The sequence below is a fragment of the Streptomyces sp. NPDC089424 genome (genome assembly GCF_044749345.1).
In the GTDB taxonomy this organism is placed as follows: domain Bacteria; phylum Actinomycetota; class Actinomycetes; order Streptomycetales; family Streptomycetaceae; genus Streptomyces.
In genome coordinates, this window is sequence record NZ_JBIVHU010000011.1 from 183,164 (window position 1) to 199,557 (window position 16,394).

General features: G+C 72.2%; 14 protein-coding genes. All 14 read right to left on the reverse strand.

What is annotated here, in order from left to right; all coding sequences use genetic code 11:
- Nucleotides 1-2 precede the first annotated feature (2 nt).
- Nucleotides 3-947, reverse strand: a complete 945-nt coding sequence (locus tag ACIP2X_RS35495; RefSeq protein WP_401681656.1) for an aromatase/cyclase — start codon at nt 945-947, stop codon at nt 3-5.
- Nucleotides 948-988: 41 nt separating this feature from the next.
- Nucleotides 989-1,774: a 3-oxoacyl-ACP reductase FabG gene (gene fabG / locus ACIP2X_RS35500; RefSeq protein ID WP_401681659.1), complete on the reverse strand. Its 786-nt coding sequence runs from the start codon at nt 1,772-1,774 to the stop codon at nt 989-991.
- A gap of 133 nt (nt 1,775-1,907) precedes the next feature.
- A complete protein-coding gene (locus ACIP2X_RS35505) occupies nt 1,908-2,180 on the reverse strand; it encodes an acyl carrier protein (RefSeq protein ID WP_401681662.1) in 273 nt (90 codons plus the stop codon).
- A 669-nt stretch (nt 2,181-2,849) separates the two neighbouring features.
- On the reverse strand, nt 2,850-4,070 hold the full coding sequence (locus ACIP2X_RS35510) for a ketosynthase chain-length factor (RefSeq protein WP_401681665.1): 1,221 nt from the start codon (nt 4,068-4,070) through the stop codon (nt 2,850-2,852).
- Nucleotides 4,067-5,338 (reverse strand): beta-ketoacyl-[acyl-carrier-protein] synthase family protein, encoded by a 1,272-nt coding sequence (locus tag ACIP2X_RS35515; RefSeq protein ID WP_401681668.1) that lies wholly within the window; start codon nt 5,336-5,338, stop codon nt 4,067-4,069. Before ACIP2X_RS35515 ends, ACIP2X_RS35510 begins: the two co-directional genes overlap by 4 nt.
- Nucleotides 5,335-5,664: a TcmI family type II polyketide cyclase gene (locus ACIP2X_RS35520; RefSeq protein WP_401681671.1), complete on the reverse strand. Its 330-nt coding sequence runs from the start codon at nt 5,662-5,664 to the stop codon at nt 5,335-5,337. The genes ACIP2X_RS35515 and ACIP2X_RS35520 overlap by 4 nt, the downstream gene beginning before the upstream one ends.
- A 69-nt stretch (nt 5,665-5,733) precedes the next feature.
- A complete protein-coding gene (locus tag ACIP2X_RS35525; RefSeq protein WP_401681674.1) occupies nt 5,734-7,200 on the reverse strand; it encodes an FAD-dependent monooxygenase in 1,467 nt (488 codons plus the stop codon).
- Between the two features lie 87 nt (nt 7,201-7,287).
- Nucleotides 7,288-8,250: a hypothetical protein gene (locus ACIP2X_RS35530; RefSeq protein ID WP_401681677.1), complete on the reverse strand. Its 963-nt coding sequence runs from the start codon at nt 8,248-8,250 to the stop codon at nt 7,288-7,290.
- A 5-nt stretch (nt 8,251-8,255) separates the two neighbouring features.
- Nucleotides 8,256-10,040, reverse strand: a complete 1,785-nt coding sequence (locus ACIP2X_RS35535) for an acetyl/propionyl/methylcrotonyl-CoA carboxylase subunit alpha (RefSeq protein ID WP_401681680.1) — start codon at nt 10,038-10,040, stop codon at nt 8,256-8,258.
- Between the two features lies 1 nt (nt 10,041).
- Complete coding sequence (locus ACIP2X_RS35540; protein ID WP_401681683.1) at nt 10,042-10,617, reverse strand: flavin reductase family protein; 576 nt, start codon at nt 10,615-10,617, stop codon at nt 10,042-10,044.
- A gap of 43 nt (nt 10,618-10,660) precedes the next feature.
- Nucleotides 10,661-12,373: an NAD(P)/FAD-dependent oxidoreductase gene (locus ACIP2X_RS35545; RefSeq protein ID WP_401681686.1), complete on the reverse strand. Its 1,713-nt coding sequence runs from the start codon at nt 12,371-12,373 to the stop codon at nt 10,661-10,663.
- A 125-nt stretch (nt 12,374-12,498) separates the two neighbouring features.
- Nucleotides 12,499-13,608: a MarR family winged helix-turn-helix transcriptional regulator gene (locus ACIP2X_RS35550; protein WP_401681688.1), complete on the reverse strand. Its 1,110-nt coding sequence runs from the start codon at nt 13,606-13,608 to the stop codon at nt 12,499-12,501.
- A 71-nt stretch (nt 13,609-13,679) separates the two neighbouring features.
- Complete coding sequence (locus tag ACIP2X_RS35555) at nt 13,680-14,762, reverse strand: methyltransferase (protein WP_401681692.1); 1,083 nt, start codon at nt 14,760-14,762, stop codon at nt 13,680-13,682.
- Nucleotides 14,763-14,848: 86 nt separating this feature from the next.
- Nucleotides 14,849-16,321, reverse strand: coding sequence for an MFS transporter (locus tag ACIP2X_RS35560; protein WP_401681694.1), 1,473 nt, complete (start codon nt 16,319-16,321; stop codon nt 14,849-14,851).
- Nucleotides 16,322-16,394 lie beyond the last annotated feature (73 nt).

Here is a 16,394-nt window from a genome sequence, read left to right on the forward strand (position 1 = left end):
GGTCAGCGCCTCGCTTCGGCGTACGCCTTCGCGTGGCCGAGGGTGGCCCGGCTGTTGGTGCTCAGCGCCGAGCGCACGTACTCCCGGGCCTCGGCGACGCCCGCCCCCGGCCCGAGGATCTTCTCGATGTTCTCGGGGCGCAGCACGACGGTGTGCTGGGAGGAGGCGGTGCTGCCGGTGTCCGTGTCGGTGAACGTCCAGTAGCCGGTGTGCAGGTTCATCAGCGCCGGCAGCGTGGTCTGCTTGTAGGCGATCTTCCGGCCCTGCAGGCACACCCGGTACGACCGGGTGGTGTGCGTGGAGCCGTCCTTGGCACGGGTGTCCATCTCCAGGGTCTGCAGGCCCGGGGAGTCCTCGGTGAGCCGGACGGTCGCCACGTGGGGCAGCCGCTCGGACCACAGACCCGCCTCGTTGACGAAGTCGTAGACGTCCTTGGCGGAGCCGTCGACCTCGACGGTGTCCTCGAAGGAGAACGTCAGCTCCGCGGAGGCGGCGGCGAGTTCGACGTTGGTCTTCAGGGAGGCGAGTTCCGAGCGGGAGTTGCGGTCCACGGCCTCGTCGATCCACTTCAGGCCCGCCGGGTCGTCGTCGACGGCCGTGTAGTCGTGCAGCAGCCGCACGCGCGAGGCGCCGTCGCCCTGCGGCTCGATGATCCAGGTGCCGCCCATTGTGGCGACCGGCGGGGTGGAGACCTGCTGGCGGAAGGTGATCCGCAGGGCCTCGGCGTCCAGGACGCGGCGCGAGGTCCAGTTCTTGGGCTCGCCGTTGGCAGTCGCCCAGATACGGATCAGCTCCTCGTCGCCGGAACGCTCCAGGTGGTCGACGTAGATGGTCGGGGGGAAGATCCGCGGCCAGTTCGCCACGTCGGCGATCAGCCGGTAGACGTCGGCGGCCGGGGCCCCGATCGTGATCTCGTGCTCGACTTCCCGCAGCTCGGATGCGGACATGCGTGAACTCCTCGGAGAAGGTACGGGGGCGGGCGGGCCGGTCAGAAGTTGCCGAGGCCGCCGCAGACGTTGAGGGCCTGCGCGGTGATGGAGGCGGCGGTGTCGGACGCGAGGTAGCCGACCAGCCCGGCGACCTCCTCGGGGGTGGAGTAGCGGCCGAGCGGGATCTTCGCCGTGAACTTCTCCATGATCGCGTCCTCGGTGGTGTCGTAGGCCGCGGCGTAACCGGCGCGCACCCGCTGCGCCATGGGCGTCTCGACGTAGCCGGGGCAGACCGCGTTCACGGTGATGCCGGTGGGGGCGAGCTCGTTGCCGAGGGCCTTGGTGAAGCCGACGACGCCGTGCTTGGAGGCGGAGTAGGGGGCGCCGAGGACCACGCCCTGCTTGCCGGCCGTGGAGGCGATGTTGATGATCCGGCCGCGGTTCTTGTGCCGCATGCCGCCGGTGGTGAGGACCGCGCGGGTGAGCCGGAAGACGCTGTTGAGGTTGGTCTCGACGACGTCGTACCAGAGCTCGTCGTCGATGTCGGCGGTGACGCCGCCGCCGGACCGGCCCGCGTTGTTGACCAGGACGTCGACGGGGCCGAAGCGGTCCACGGCGGCCTGGACGAAGCTCTCGATGGACAGCGCCGAGCGCACGTCGAGGGTGCCGCCGTCGACGTCGAGTCCCTCGGCGGTCAGCTCCTTGACGGTCCGGGCGACGTTGTCGGCGTCACGGGAGCCGAGGAAGACGCGGTGACCCTGCTGGGCCAGCAGCCGCGCCGCCGCGAGGCCGATTCCGCTGGTGGCCCCGGAGACGAGGGCGACCCGCTCGTGCTTGTCGGACATGACTGCTGCTCCCTTGTCACGGTGTGTGGGCATGTCTGGGCATCTCGGGGGGTGCGCCGGTGCCCCGCTCGGGGGCGGGCACCGGCACACCGGGGTGAGGGTGAGGGGGACGGCCTCGGGGCGGGACGGCGGCTCAGGCGGCCTGCGCGGACTGGGCGAGCTGGTTGTTGACGATCTCCAGCAGGGCGCGCGGCGTCCTGGCCTCGGTGACCACGCTGTCGTCCAGGGAGATGGCGTAGTCGCGCTCGATGCGGCCGCAGGTCTCCAGGATGGCCAGCGACTCGTAGCTGAGCTCCTCGAAGTCGGTGTCGAGGATGTCGCCGTCCAGGTCGACGTTCTCGTCGGCCCCGGCCGACTCCAGGAGGATGCGCTTGAGGTCGTCGAGGGTGAAGGACTGGGTGGACACGGGAGGTTCCTCTCGTCTGGGTCTTGCGGGAACGTGCGGACGCCCGCGGCCCGGACCACCGTGGGAGAGACGGCAGGACCGGGCACGCGGGCGCGTTCAGGGGCGGGAACGGCGCGGCACGCCACACGCCGAGGCCACTCGGCTCGCAGGGCGGTGCGCGCGGCGGGGCGTGCGTCGGACGGACACCCGTGGCCCGGACCGCCGGACGGCCTACGGGGCCGTGAGCACCGTCGCCGTCTCGCAGCCGGCGGGGCGCCGCTGGACTGCTGTCGGACGGACGCCCTGCGGTCTGCGGGGCCGTGAGCATCGTCGCCGTCTCGACGGCGGCGAGGGTCGGTGAAGCGCTGCGCGCGGTGGGGCGGGGCAGGGACCGCCGAAGCGGGCCCGCCGGACAAACCCCGGCACCCGCGCGCCGCGCCCGCCCCCGGACCGCCGGACGGCCTACGGGGCCGTGAGCACCGTCGCCGTCTCGCAGCGCGGCGGGGCGCCGCTGGACTCGTGTCGGCGGACGCCCAGGGCCCGGACCGCCGGACGGGTCCGTGACCACCGTCGCCGTCTCGTCATTGGCGTGGGTCGGTGAAGCGCTGCGCGTGGTGGGGCGGGGCGGGACGCCCGCAGGAGAACCCCCGGCATTCGCGCGCCGCGCCAACTGCCGGGCCGCCGGGCGGCCTACGGGGCCGTGAGCACCGTTGCCGCGTTGAAGCCGGCGTGGCCTCGGGCCAGGATCAGTGCCGTGCGGACCTCGGTTGCCCGTGCCTCGCCGGTGACCAGGTCGAGGTCGTAGGAGGCGTCGGGGTGGACGTGGGTGGTGGCCGGCACGACGCCGTCCCGGATGGCGAGCAGGGCGGTCGCCACGTCCAGGGGGGCGGCGCCCGAGTAGAGGCGCCCGGTCATCGTCTTGGGGGCGGTGACCATGACGCCGTGCGGACCGAACACCTCGTTGAGCGCGTCCGCCTCGATCCGGTCCAGCTCGGGCACGGCCGCCCCGTCGGCGAAGACGACGTCGACGTCTCCGGCGTCCACGCCCGCGTCGGCCAGGGCGAGTTCGATCGCCTTGCGCAGGCCGGGCGGCCGCCCGCTGCCGGGGGCGGGGTCGAAGGTGGCGGCGTAGCCGGCGATCTCGCCGTACACCCGCACGCCGCGCCGGGCGGCGCCCTCGGCGGACTCCAGGATCAGGATGGCCCCGCCCTCGCCGGGCACGTGCCCGGCGGCGGCCGTGTCGAAGGGCAGGTAGGCCCGGTCGGGCTCCTCCCCCTCGGACAGCCGCCCGCTCGCCAGCTGGGCGACCCAGCCCCACGGGCAGATCGAGGCGTCGATCGACCCGGAGACGATCAGCTGGGTGCCCTTGCGGATCTGCCGCCGGGCGTGGGCGATCGCGTCGAGCCCGCCGGCCTGGTCGGAGACCAGCACCCCGCTCGGGCCCTTCATGCCGTTGCGGATGGAGATCTGACCGCTGTTGACGGCGTAGAACCAGGCGAACGACTGGTACGCCGAGACGTACTGGCTGCCCTGGCTCCACAGCTTCTGCAGCTCGCCCTGGCCGAACTCGAAGCCGCCGGAGGAGCTGGCGGTGACCACGCCCATGTCGTACGCGGGCAGCTCGGCGGGCGTGACGCCCGCGTCGGCCAGCGCCCAGTCGGTGGCGACCAGGGCGAGGCGGGTCATGTGGTCGGTCTGCGCGAGCAGCCGGCTGGGCAGGTGGTCGTCGGCGTGGAAGCCGGGCACCTGGCCGGCGAGCTTGGCCGGGTAGCCGGTGGGGTCGAAGCGGGTGATGCGGCCGATGCCGCTCTTGCCCGAGCGGGTGGCCGCCCAGTAGTCGGTGGTGCCGAGGCCGTTGGGGGCGGCTATGCCGAGCCCCGTGACGACGGTGCGCGTCGCGGCCGTGCTCATGCCGCGCTCCTCTCCGGTCGGGCGAGCACCATGGCGCTCTGGAAACCACCGAATCCGCTGCCGACGGTCAGCACGGCGTCGGTGCGGTGCTCACGGGCCGTCAGCGGCACGTAGTCCAGGTCGCACTCCTGGTCGGGGGTGTGCAGGTTCGCCGTCGGGGGCACGACGCCGTGCTCCATGGCGAGGACCGACGCGGCGATCTCGATCGAGCCGATCGCGCCGAGCGAGTGCCCGACCATCGACTTGATGGAGGACACCGGGGTCCGGTAGGCGTGCTCGCCGAGGCTCTTCTTGAACGCCGCCGTCTCGTGCCGGTCGTTCTGCTTGGTGCCCGAGCCGTGCGCGTTGACGTAGTCGACGGCCTCGGGGTTCATCCGGGCCTCGTCCAGCGCGACCGTGATGGCCTCGGCCATCTCCACGCCGTCCGGGCGCAGTCCGGTCATGTGGAAGGCGTTGCAGCGCGAGGCGTAGCCGGCGATCTCGGCGTAGATGTGCGCGCCCCGCCGAAGCGCTCCTTCGAGTTCCTCCAGGACGAACACCGCCGAACCCTCGCCGAGCACGAAGCCGTTGCGGGTCCCGTCGAAGGGCCGCGAGGCGTGCTCGGGGTCGTCGTTGCGCGGGGTGGTGGCCTTGATCGCGTCGAAGCAGGCCAGGGTGATCGGGGAGATCGGGGCGTCCGTCGCGCCCGCCACCACCGCGCAGGCCGAGCCCTCCCGGATCAGTTCGGCGGCGTGGCCGACCGAGTCCAGTCCCGAGGTGCAGCCGGTCGAGACGACCGTCGCGGGGCCCTCGGCGCCCACCGCCCACGCCACCTCGGCGGCGAAGGAGCTGGGCACCAGGTAGTTGTAGAGGTGCGGTACGGCGTAGGCGTGGTCCACCAGCTCCAGGCGCCCGCCGTCGCTGACGACGCGGTACTCCTGGTCGAGTCCCATGGTGGCGCCGACCGCGCTGCCGATGGTGACGCCGACCCGGTGCGGGTCCGCACCGCTCAGGTCCAGGCCGCTGTCGGCGAGGGCCTCGCGGGCGGTGACCACGGCCAGCTGGGCCGCGCGGTCCATCCGGCGGATCTCCTGCGGGCCGAGCCCGTGCTCCTCCGGGTCGAAGTCGATCTCGGCGGCGACGCGGGAGCGGAAGGAGGAGGGGTCGAAGAAGGTGATGCCCCGGGTGGCGGTGCGTCCCTCGCTGAGCAGGTTCCAGAAGTTCTTGGTGCCGACACCGCCGGGGGCCGTGACGCCGACCCCGGTGATGACCACTCGCCTGGCGCTCACGCCCGGCCCTCCCAGTCGTAGAAGCGCGTGGCGACCGCGTCCGCGGGGGACCGCCAGGTCGCCGGGTCGTAGGCCTCGATGAACGGCTTGAGGTCCTCGCTGATCTGCACGAAGCGGGGGTCGGTCTTGGCCGCCTCGATCAGCTCGCCGCCGTTGTCGGAATCGAAGTCCTGGAGGTGGAAGTACAGACCGCGGTAGGCGAAGAGCTGGCGGCGCCGGGTGCCCATCAGATGCGGCATCTCGCTCCGGTCGAACTCCTGGAACAGCCGGGCCACCTCGGTGCTGTGACCCGGGTCCATCCGGGCGACGATCAACGTGCTGTGCATGATCTCTCCATTCAGAGGTGCGTCGCGGGGTCGCGGGGGTCGGTCGACGGCGTGCGGGTGTCGCCCAGGTCAGCGCGCCGGGCCGAACCAGTGCTCCAGGGCCATCGGGAGGTCCGCGTGGCTGCCCGGGGCGGCCCAGGCCACGTAGCCGTCGGGGCGGACGAGGACCGCGGTGGTGCCGGCGAGCGGGCTGTCCTCCGGCAGGACGGGCTCGGCCGTGACGATGTCGATGCGGTCCTGCCAGTCCCAGGCGCGGTCGCGCAGCCGCTCGTTGTCCGCGAGGTCGAGCAGCACGCCGCGGCCCGCGTGCAGGGCCTCGGTGCTGGAGGAGACCAGCCGGTGACCGGTCAGCCTCACGTCGGGCAGCCGGCGGCCGAGCAGCGGGTGGGGGCCGCCGTCGAGGTCGTAGCGGATCTCCAGGCCGGACACCATCGCCGCGAAGTGCCGGCTTACCTCGGGGTAGCGGATCAGCTCGCCCAGCACGTCGCGCAGCGGCTGCACCTCGGGCCCGGACAGGAAGAGCAGGCCCTGCGCCCGGGTGTTCATCAGCAGCCGCTTGCCGACCGGGTGCCGCTCGGCGTGGTAGGTGTCCAGCAGTGCCTCGGGCGCCCGGCCCCGGGCCACCGCGCCGAGCTTCCAGCCGAGGTTGACCGAGTCCTGGATGCTGGTGTTCATGCCCTGCCCGCCGGCCGGCAGGTGGATGTGCGCGGAGTCGCCCGCGAGCAGGACCCGGCCGCGCCGGTACTCGGTGACCTGGCGGGTGGCGTCGCCGAAGGACGAGACCCACACCGGCTCGGCGTGCGAGATGTCGTCGCCGGTCAGCCGCTGCCAGGCCGCGGCCACCTCGTCCCAGGTCGGCGGCTGCTCCCGGCGCTGCGGCGGGGTGCCCCGCTCGCAGACGATCAGCCGGGTGATCCCGCCGGGCAGCGGGCCGACCATGACCATGCCGCCGGGCAGGGTCTCGCCGATCATGCGGGGCTCCAGCTTTATGCCCTTGACGTCGGCGAGGAACATCTCCAGGGTCGACGCGGTGCCGGGGAAGTCGAATCCGGCCGCCTTGCGGATGGTGGACCGGCCGCCGTCGCAGCCGACGAGGTACTCGGCGCGCAGCCGGTGCACGCCCTCGGGGCCGCGCACCTCGACCTCGACGCTGTCCTCCTTCTCCTTGACGGAGACGACGTCGTGCCGGCGCCGGATGTCCGCGCCGAGCTGGGTGGCCCACTCCTCCAGGACGGTCTCGGTGACGGACTGGGGGATGGTCTTGGCGGCCTGGTGGGCTCCGTCGAGGACACCGAAGTCGACCGGCAGGCCCCCGAAGTGGCCCACGTTGCTGACCTCGATGTCGCCGAACCGGGGCAGCAGTCCGCGCTGGTCGAAGACCTCCATGGTGCGGGCGGTGAAGCCGAGGCCGCGTGACTCCCCGGTCCGCGCGGGCAGCTTCTCCAGGACGATGACGTCGACGCCGGCGAGCCGCAGCTCGCCGGCCAGCATCATCCCGGCCGGTCCTGCGCCCACGACGATGACTTGTGCGTCCATGACACTCCTCGGGACAACCCGCCCTCCGGGCGGGGAAGGAACGGGTCGGAAAGAGTCCGGAAACGATCTGAAACCGGCAGGGGTGGTTCAGCGGTAGAAGCGGCCGATGCCCTCGTTCGCCACCTGGGCGGCGGCCGCGTGCCGCGGGTCGGGGGCGATCGCCTCGTGCCGCACCGCGACCTCGGCGAGCTTGATGGTGTGTTCGTCGCCGATCTCGGCGGCCCGCGCGAACACCTCGGCCACGTCCGGTGCCTGGGGCAGCGGCGCCGCCGGCCGGGGCGTGGCGTGGAACCAGTCGAGCATCCGGCGGCTGACGGGCCGCGCGACCTGGTACGACGGCAGCCGCTGTGCCTCGGGCAGATGCCCGACGACCAGCCGTACGGCGGCCGGTCCGGTGACCGCGTGGATCAGCGGGATGGGGTGCCGCTGGGCGACGGTGGCGTAGATCCCGGCGTACTCGGCGACCAGCTCGTCCAGCGCACGGACGACTGGCTCCCGCCCGTCGTCCCCGTCCGGCAGGTCCGGCGGCGGCTCCCCGGCCACGGTGACGCCGCCGGTGGAGTGCCGTGCGGCCCAGTAGCCCAGCCCGTGGGCCAGCTCGGTCAGTTGGAGCCGGTCGTCCTCGCCGGCGGCGGCGACGGCCCGCACCGCGTGCGCGGTGCGGATCACTCCGTGCGTCAGCATCCCCGACATGCCGGGCAGCAGCCGGGGCCACCAGCGGGCCAGCACCTCGGTCCACGGCTCCCGGGCCAGCTCCCGCTCGAACAGGCCGGTCCAGTCGGCGACCCGTGCGAAGTCGCCGAGCGCACCGCGCCAGTCCGCCGGGTCGGCCGGGTCGATGGCCCAGCGGCGCTCGGGGACGTCGTGGTACTCGCGGTGGCGCAGGTTGTGGTCGACCCAGGCGGGCACCTCGTCGGCGTACCCCATGTGCGCCAGCGCCTCCGCGGCCATCGGCGCGTGGTTGACGAAGGACCCGCCGTGCTCGAAGCCCACTCCGTGCAGTCGCTGGAGTGCCTCGCCCATGGCGTCGGTGTAGGTGAGTGCTGCCACGTGGATCAGTCCTTGATGTCACAGACGGCGGCACCGGAGGTCAGGGCCTGCCCCGCCGTGGCGGCCAGCCCCGTGACGGTGCCGGACCTGTGCGCGGTGAGCGGCTGCTCCATCTTCATCGCCTCGAGTACGACGACCAGGTCGCCCTGCTCGACCCGTTGCCCCTCCGCGACGGCGACCTTGACGACGGTCCCCTGCATCGGCGAGGTGAGCGTGTCGCCGGAGGCCGCGGCGCCCGCGCCACCGCCGGAGTTGCGGCGCCGCGGCTTGGCGGCGGCGGCCCCGACGAGGCTCAGCTGACGCTCCGGCACCCGCCCGAGCGACGCGGGCAGCGTCACCTCCAGGCGCTGCCCGGCGACCTCGACGACGACCGTCTCACGGCCGCCGCCCTCGTTCTCCGTGTCGTCGGCGGGTGCGGTGAAGGGTTCGATGTCGTTGGCGAACTCGGTTTCGATCCAGCGGGTGTGGACGGTGAAGGGGGCGGTGGAGCCGGTCAGTTCGGGGGTGAATGCCGGGTCCTTGACGACCGCGCGGTGGAAGGGGATGGCGGTGGCCATGCCTTCGACGGTGAATTCCTCCAGGGCGCGGGCGGCGCGCTGGAGGGCCTCGGCGCGGGTGCGGCCGGTGACGATCAGCTTCGCGAGGAGGGAGTCCCAGGCGGGGCCGATGACGCTGCCGGACTCGACGCCGGCGTCCAGGCGGACACCGGGTCCGGAGGGCGCGGTGAAGGTGGTGACGGTGCCGGGGGCGGGCAGGAAGCCGCGGCCGGGGTCCTCGCCGTTGATGCGGAACTCGAAGGAGTGGCCGCGCAGCGGCGGGTCGTCGTAGCCGAGGGCCTCGCCGTCGGCGATGCGGAACATCTCGCGCACCAGGTCGATGCCGGAGACTTCCTCGGTGACGGGGTGTTCGACCTGGAGGCGGGTGTTGACCTCGAGGAAGGAGATGGTGCCGTCGAGGCCGACGAGGAACTCGACGGTGCCGGCGCCGACGTAGCCGGCTTCCTTGAGGATGGCCTTGGACGCCGTGTAGAGCTCGTCCACCTGTGCCGGGGACAGGAACGGGGCGGGGGCTTCCTCGACGAGTTTCTGGTGGCGGCGCTGGAGGGAGCAGTCGCGGGTGGAGACGACCACGACGTTGCCGTGGGTGTCGGCCAGGCACTGGGTCTCGACGTGGCGGGGCTTGTCGAGGTAGCGCTCGACGAAGCACTCGCCCCGGCCGAACGCGGCGACGGCCTCACGGACCGCCGAGTCGTACAGCTCGGGCACCTCCTCCAGGGTCCGGGCGACCTTCAGGCCGCGGCCCCCGCCGCCGAACGCGGCCTTGATCGCGATCGGCAGCCCGTGCTCCTTCGCGAACGCCACGACCTCGTCGGCGCCTGAGACCGGGTCCGGCGTCCCCGCCACCAGCGGGGCACCGGCACGCTGGGCGATGTGCCGGGCCGCGACCTTGTCACCCAGATCGCGGATGGCCTGCGGCGGCGGCCCGATCCAGATCAGCCCCGCGTCCAGCACCGCCTGCGCGAACTCCGCGTTCTCCGAGAGGAACCCGTAGCCCGGATGGACGGCGTCCGCTCCCGACTCACGGGCCGCCCCGAGCACCTTGCCGAAGTCGAGATAGCTGGTGGCCGGGGTGTCACCGCCCAGGGCGAACGCCTGGTCCGCGGCCCGGACATGGAGGGCGTCGCGGTCCGGGTCGGCGTATACGGCCACGCTCGCGACACCGGCGTCCCGGCAGGCCCGGGCCACCCGGACGGCGATCTCGCCACGGTTGGCGATGAGCACCCGGCGCATGTCAGGACACCCGGGCCGCTGCCGGCGGCTCGCCGGCCCGGCTGAACCGGCCGGCCGCCGTCTCCAGGGGACCCAGCGACCCGTCGAAGAAGATCAACGGTTCCTGGCCGTCCCGGGGAGCGCCCAGCTCCACGACTTCGCCGATGACGATGTCGTGGTCGCCTGCCGCGTGCACGTCGACCGTGGTGCAGGCGATGTAGGCCAGCGCCTCGCTGAGCGCGGGCAGTCCGTCCGTGGTGAAGTGGTGCGGGACCGCCGAGAACGCGTCGGGCCGCTTCTCGGCGAAGTAGCGTGCCAGCGGCTGCTGCTGCCCGGACAGGAAGTTGACGGTGAAGCCGCCGCTCTCCTGGAGCAGGTCGTGCAGCCGGGACTGCTTGTGCAGACAGAACAGCACCAGCGGGGGATCCAGCGAGACCGAGGTGAAGGAGTTCACGGTGGTGCCCTCGGCCCGGCCGCTCGGCCCGGTGGAGACCACCGTGACGCCGGTCGTGAACAGGCCGCACACGCGGCGCAGATTCAGCGGCTCGATGGGCTGTCGCTCAGGGGTGCGGGTCAGCGACCGCGCTGCTGCGGACATGCTCATCCCTTCCATGGGGGGTGTCGTGGGTGTGCCGCGCGGATCAGAGGAGCTTGCGAACCTTCGAGCCGGCCTTGACGATGCCGAGCAGGAACTCCCGGCCGACGGCGTTCATCTCCGACGGGGCCTGCACCGACGCCCAGAACAGGAAGCGGGCCATCGTCGGCACCGAGGGGTAAATGAAGCGCTGCTTCTCGTCCTTCCAGCCGAAGACCGGGTTGACGATGGGCGAGTTCCGCAGGGTCTCGAAGATGATGTCGGCGGCCTCGTCGCCGGTGATCGCGCCCGCCTCGTACTTCTCGCAGGCCTCGGCGGTGGTGTCGAGGATCCGCTTGAAGGAGTCGGACTGCGGCCACCACAGACCCGGGTACGGCACCTGCTCCAGTTCCTCGAAGTGCTTCTTGCGGCCGTCGCGGGCATGGTTCAGCCGGGCCCGGGTGAGCCGCATGGTGCCGGGGGTGATGAAGGAGCCCCACACCCGGAACACCGCGTTCCACAGGCGGAAGTGGGAGAAGGCGATGAAGGAGCTGTTGACCAGTTCGTCGTTGTACTGGAGCAGCCCCTGCTCCAGTCGCTCGACGTACTCGAAGCGCTCGGCGGAGAAGTCGCCGTCCTTGAGCGCGACCAGCAGCCGGGAGGTCAGCGCGTCGACCACCTCGAAGGTGTTGGACAGCCCGCGGGAGTACAGCGCGTCGATGAAGCCGGCCGCGTGCGACATCAGGCACCAGCGGTCGCCGATGGTCTGCTTCGAGGAGTACTGGAGCCGGTCCGTGGACACCCACTCGCGCACCCGGGTCGCACCGTCGAACTGGCGCTTGACCGCCGGGTACTTGTCGAGCCAGAGCTGGAACTCCTGCTCCGGGGTGAGGTCCTTGGGCTTGGGGTAGGTGCGCTCGTCCACGGTCAGGCCCACGCTGCACAGCGGGTTGCGGGACTTGTCGTGGTTGTCGAACGGGATGATCCAGAACCAGCCGCGCTCGATCATGTGGTGCAGGGTGCCGGTGTGCCAGTCGGCCGGCGGGCGCAGGTCCTTGGGGTGGCCGCTGACGTCGTCGAACCGCTTGATGCCGACGTAGTGCGTGAACATCGAGCGGCTGTGGTGCTTGAACCGGGCCGGCTTCTCGCGCAGGTCGAACTTGTCGGCGAGCGGCGAGCGGAAACCGGAGGCGTCCACCAGGTACTTGGCCCGGTACTGCTCGGGCTGGGCGCCCGGCGCGGCGCTCTTCCCGGTGACGGTCACACCGTCGTCGTCGAAGTCGACCTCGCTCGCACGCCAGTTCTGCCGGGGGGTGCAGCCGTACTTGATCGCCACGTGGAACATGAACGAGTCGCTGTCCTGGCGGTGCATGTGGCTGTTCTGGTGGAAGATCTTGGGCAGCGCCAGCTGGGTGGCGGCCCGCGGGTCGGGTTCCTGGCCCACCTCGTGCTTGATGAAGCCGAAGTGCGCCTTGGTGCCGAAGGTCGGGCCGATGTCACGGGTGGAGGCCTGGACGCTGGACAGGCTCTTCAGCTCGGGGATGTCGTGGCGCTCGGAGAGGATGTGGATCCACTCCACGAGCTGCGGGGTCATGGACTCGCCGACGGCGAAGCGCGGGTGGGCGGTCGCGTCGACCAGCAGGACCCGCGCGCCGTGCTTGGCCAGGATCGCACCGGTCACGGAGCCGGCCAGGCCCGAACCCAGGACGACGACGTCGAATGTCATCTCCTCGGGTATGCGTGCCGATTCCGTCGCGCCCTCGGTCATCTTCGTGACCATGAACTGTCTCCTTCTTCGGGGCGGAACACCGCATGAAAAAAGGCCCTTCATTCGGAGAATGAAGAGCCGTGGAAAAAGGCGTGAGGTAACCGCTGAATTAAGCGTGACAGGTTCTGGCCAGAGGGTCAACCCCTGGCCGGAACGGTCGACTTGGAGTTTTCGGAGAGATCGCTTCCGGAATGCCCGCCGGATTCACCACCGGATTCACTGCCCGATTCACCACCGGATTCGCCGCCGGATTCACCACCGGATTCGCCGCCGGCAGCACTGCTGATATCACCGCTGGAATCAGGATGTCCGGCGGAATGCTCGCCCGCCTCCAGCAGTCGCAGCAGCATGGCCCGCAGTTCGTCCTCGCCGCCGGGACCGAGCATCTCGGCCACGTCGTGGGCGAGTTCGTGCACGGCCGCGGTGACGACGGCGAGTGACCTCCGGCCGTCGTCGGTGACCTCCAGGGCGTACCGCCGCCGGTCGTGGGCGTCGCGGCCGCGGCGGACCAGCCCCTGCTTGACGAGTTCGTCGACGAGCTGCGAGGCGGCCGGCCCGGTGACGGCGAGGAACCGGGCGAGTTCCTGCTGGGAACACGGGCCGGAGGCGACGAGGGCGGACAGGGGGCCGTAGTGGCGGACGCGCAGGCCGGTGCCGGTGAGCTTGTCGTCGCCGTGCCGGCGCAGCCGGAAATGGGCCTGCGCCACCAGGTACTCGGTGCCCCGCACCAGCGGCTGCGCCGACTCGGGCAGCAGCCGGGCCAGCAGTTCGTCGAGCCGTGCGCGCTCCTCGGGGCCGAGGACGGCGGTCAGCTGCGCGTCCCGCTCGGCGACGGCCCGGCGCATGGAGCCGAGGGCGGTGCGCCCGCGGTCGGTCAGGGACAGGACGTACTGGCGCCGGTTGTCGGGGTTGCGGGTGCGCCGGACCTCGCCGCGGGCCTCCAGGCGGTCGATGACCTGGACCATGATCGTGCGGTTGATGCCGAGGCGTTCGGCGAGGTCGAGCTGGGAGGCCCAGTCCTGGCCGGTGAGGGCGTCGAGGACGAGGAAGTCGCGGGAGTCGGTGCCGGTGCCGTCGGGGGTCGCGGAGAACTGCGCGTGGACCCGGCGCAGGAGGTAGCTGACATAGCCGGCGAGCGACTCCGGGAGGGGTCCCGGGACCTCCGCGGTCTCCTCCGTCCTGGTGAGGGGAGTGACCGCACCCACCGGGTTCACCGGTTCCTGGACCTCGTCGCGTGCACGCCGCAAAACAGCACCTCCTGCCCGAGTATAAGTGCGGTGCACCCGCCGTCCCCTCGGGTGCACCGCGGTCCGGAAATTCAGGGGGTGACGTGCTGCGGGACCAGTTCGAGCACCGACCGGACACCGGCGGCCTGGCTGCCGGCCTCGAACACGCCGGTCAGCTTCAGGCCCGCCCGGCCGGCGAGACGGATGAGTTCGTCGACGCCACGCTCCACGCCGGCGAAGTAGGCGAGCATCCTGAGGTCCATGGCCGTCTCGGGCCGCTCGCCGGTCTCCTCGACGACCAGCACCCGGCCGTCGCCGCCGGCGACGGCGTCGGCGCAGCGGCGCAGGATGCGCAGGGCGTCCTCGTCGGACCAGTTGTGCAGGACGGAGGAGAGGACGTAGCCCCCGCCGCCGGCGGGCAGCTCGTCGAAGAAGCTGCCGTCGACGACGTCGGCCCGGTCCTCCAGGCCGAGCGCCCGGAAACGGTCCGCCGCCCCGTTGGCGGTGGCCTTGAGGTCCACGACCGTGCCCCGCAGCGGCGGGTGGGCCGTGAGCAGCCCGGCGAGCAGGACACCGCTGCCGCCGCCGAGGTCGTGGACGTGGCCCAGCGCGGACCAGTCGTAGGCCGCCGCGATCGAGGGCACGTCCCGGGCGAGGTTGTCCGCCATGATCGCGTCGAAGGACTCCGCCAGCGCCCGGTCGGCGGCCAGGTCGTCCCAGTACGGCACGCCGTAGCGGACGGGGTACGCGGGCTCGCCGGTGCGCACCACGTGGGCCAGCTCGACGAGGCTGAGGTCGCCGCGGCCGAGGGCGCCGTCGAGGTCGACGAGGCGGTGCTGGCCGCCGGGGTGGTCGGTGCGCAGCTGCTCACCGAGGCCGGACAGTCCGTACGCCGGGCCGCTCACGGTGAGGACCCCGACGGTGACCAGGTGCCGCAGGACCCGCTCCAGCGCCCCGGCGTGCAGGTGCTCGGCGCGGGCGATGTCCTCGGCGGTGGTCCGGCCGGCCGCGATGTGGTCGGCGACCCGGTAGGTGGCGGCCACGCGCACGGCCATGGGGGTGACGAGGTCGGCGAGCTCCCACACGGCGAGGGAACGGTTCTCCGGACCGCTGTTCCCCGGACCACTGTGCGACGTGGACTGCTCGACCTGGGTGTTCCGCGCGGGCTGGGGCATCTCGGCGCCTCTTTCCGGGCTCGTGGTGTGGGGGGAGAGGACCGGCGGCCCCGCCGCGGGGGAAGGGGCGGGGCCGCCGGGGTGGGTCACAGCGCGACGGGGGGCTGGGCCCCGTCCTGCTGCGGCTGGGGTGCCGACTTCGGCGCGGTGAGCAGCGCCGTCAGCAGGGCCAGCAGGTAGAGAGCGCCACCGAGCAGGAAGCCGTACGAGTAGCCGGTGGTCAGGGCGTCGGACGTGGTGGGCTCGGACTCGTTCTGCGTGATCACGGTCGCCGCCGCGGCCAGCGCGGCGAGGCCGATCGCGCCACCGATCTGCTGGGCGGTGTTGACCAGGCCGGACGCGGCACCGGTCTCCTGCGGCGCGACCCCGCGGACGCTGATGATGGTGACGGCGACGAAGACCATGCCGAGGCCGAGACCGGAGACCAGCTGAGCGGGCAGCAGCGCGACCCAGGGGTTCTGGTCCGGGGCCAGCAGGCTGAACCAGACCATGCCGAGGATGCCGATGGTCAGACCGACGGAGATCACGGTGCGCTCGGACAGCCGGGCCAGCAGCTGCGGGCCGATGCCGCCGGCGGCGAGCAGCATGCCCACCGCGTACGGCAGGTAGGCGACGCCGGTGATCATCGGGTCGTAGCCCTTGACCAGCTGCATGTAGAGGGTCAGGAAGTAGAAGGTGGCGAGCATGCCCGCGCCGACCAGGAACATCACCACGTTGGCGCCGACGCGGCCCTTGTCGGCCAGCACACCGCCGGGGATCATCGGCGCCCGCGCGGTGCGCTGGATCGCGACGAAGGCGACCAGCAGGACCAGTGCGACGCCGAGGGAGATCAGCGTGGTGGTGTCGTCGAGGCCTTCCTCACCGGCGCGGGTGATGCCGTAGACCAGGGCGCCGAAGCCGAAGGTGGCGGCGAAGGCACCCGGCACGTCGACCTTGCCGCGCTCGCGGCCGCCCTCGACGAGGACGCCGGTGCCGACCAGGACGGCGAGGGCGATCGGGATGTTGACGAACATCACCCAGCGCCAGTTCAGGTACTCGGTCAGGGCGCCGCCGAGCAGCAGGCCGACGACGGAGCCGAGGCCGCCCATCGCGCCGTAGACACCGAGCGCCTTGTTGCGGGCCGGGCCCGCCGGGAAGGTGGTGGCCAGCAGGGACAGCGCGGTGGGCGCGGCGATCGCGGCGCCCAGACCTTGCAGCAGCCGGGCGGCGATCAGCAGCTCGCCGGTGGTGGCCAGGCCGCCGAGCAGGGAGGCGGCGGTGAAGATGACCAGGCCGATCCGGAAGACCAGCCGGCGGCCGAACAGGTCACCCGCGCGGCCACCGGCCAGCAGCAGTCCGCCGAAGGCGAGGGCGTAGGCGGTGACGACCCAGCCGAGGCCGGCCTCGCTGAGGCCGAGGGCGCTCTGCATGCTCGGCAGGGCGACCGCCACGATCGTGTTGTCCAGGACGAGCATCAGCTGTGCTGCGGCGATGACCAGCAGCGCGAGGCCGAGCTTGCCGTCCTTCTGCGGCGGTGCCGCGGCCCTGGGGACGGCCTGGGTGCGGTCTTGCAGCGACATGAGCTCTCTCCGATGTCTCTGGTTGAGGGGGGTGGGTACCGCGGGGGTCCGGGGGCGCGGAAGCGGAGACCCC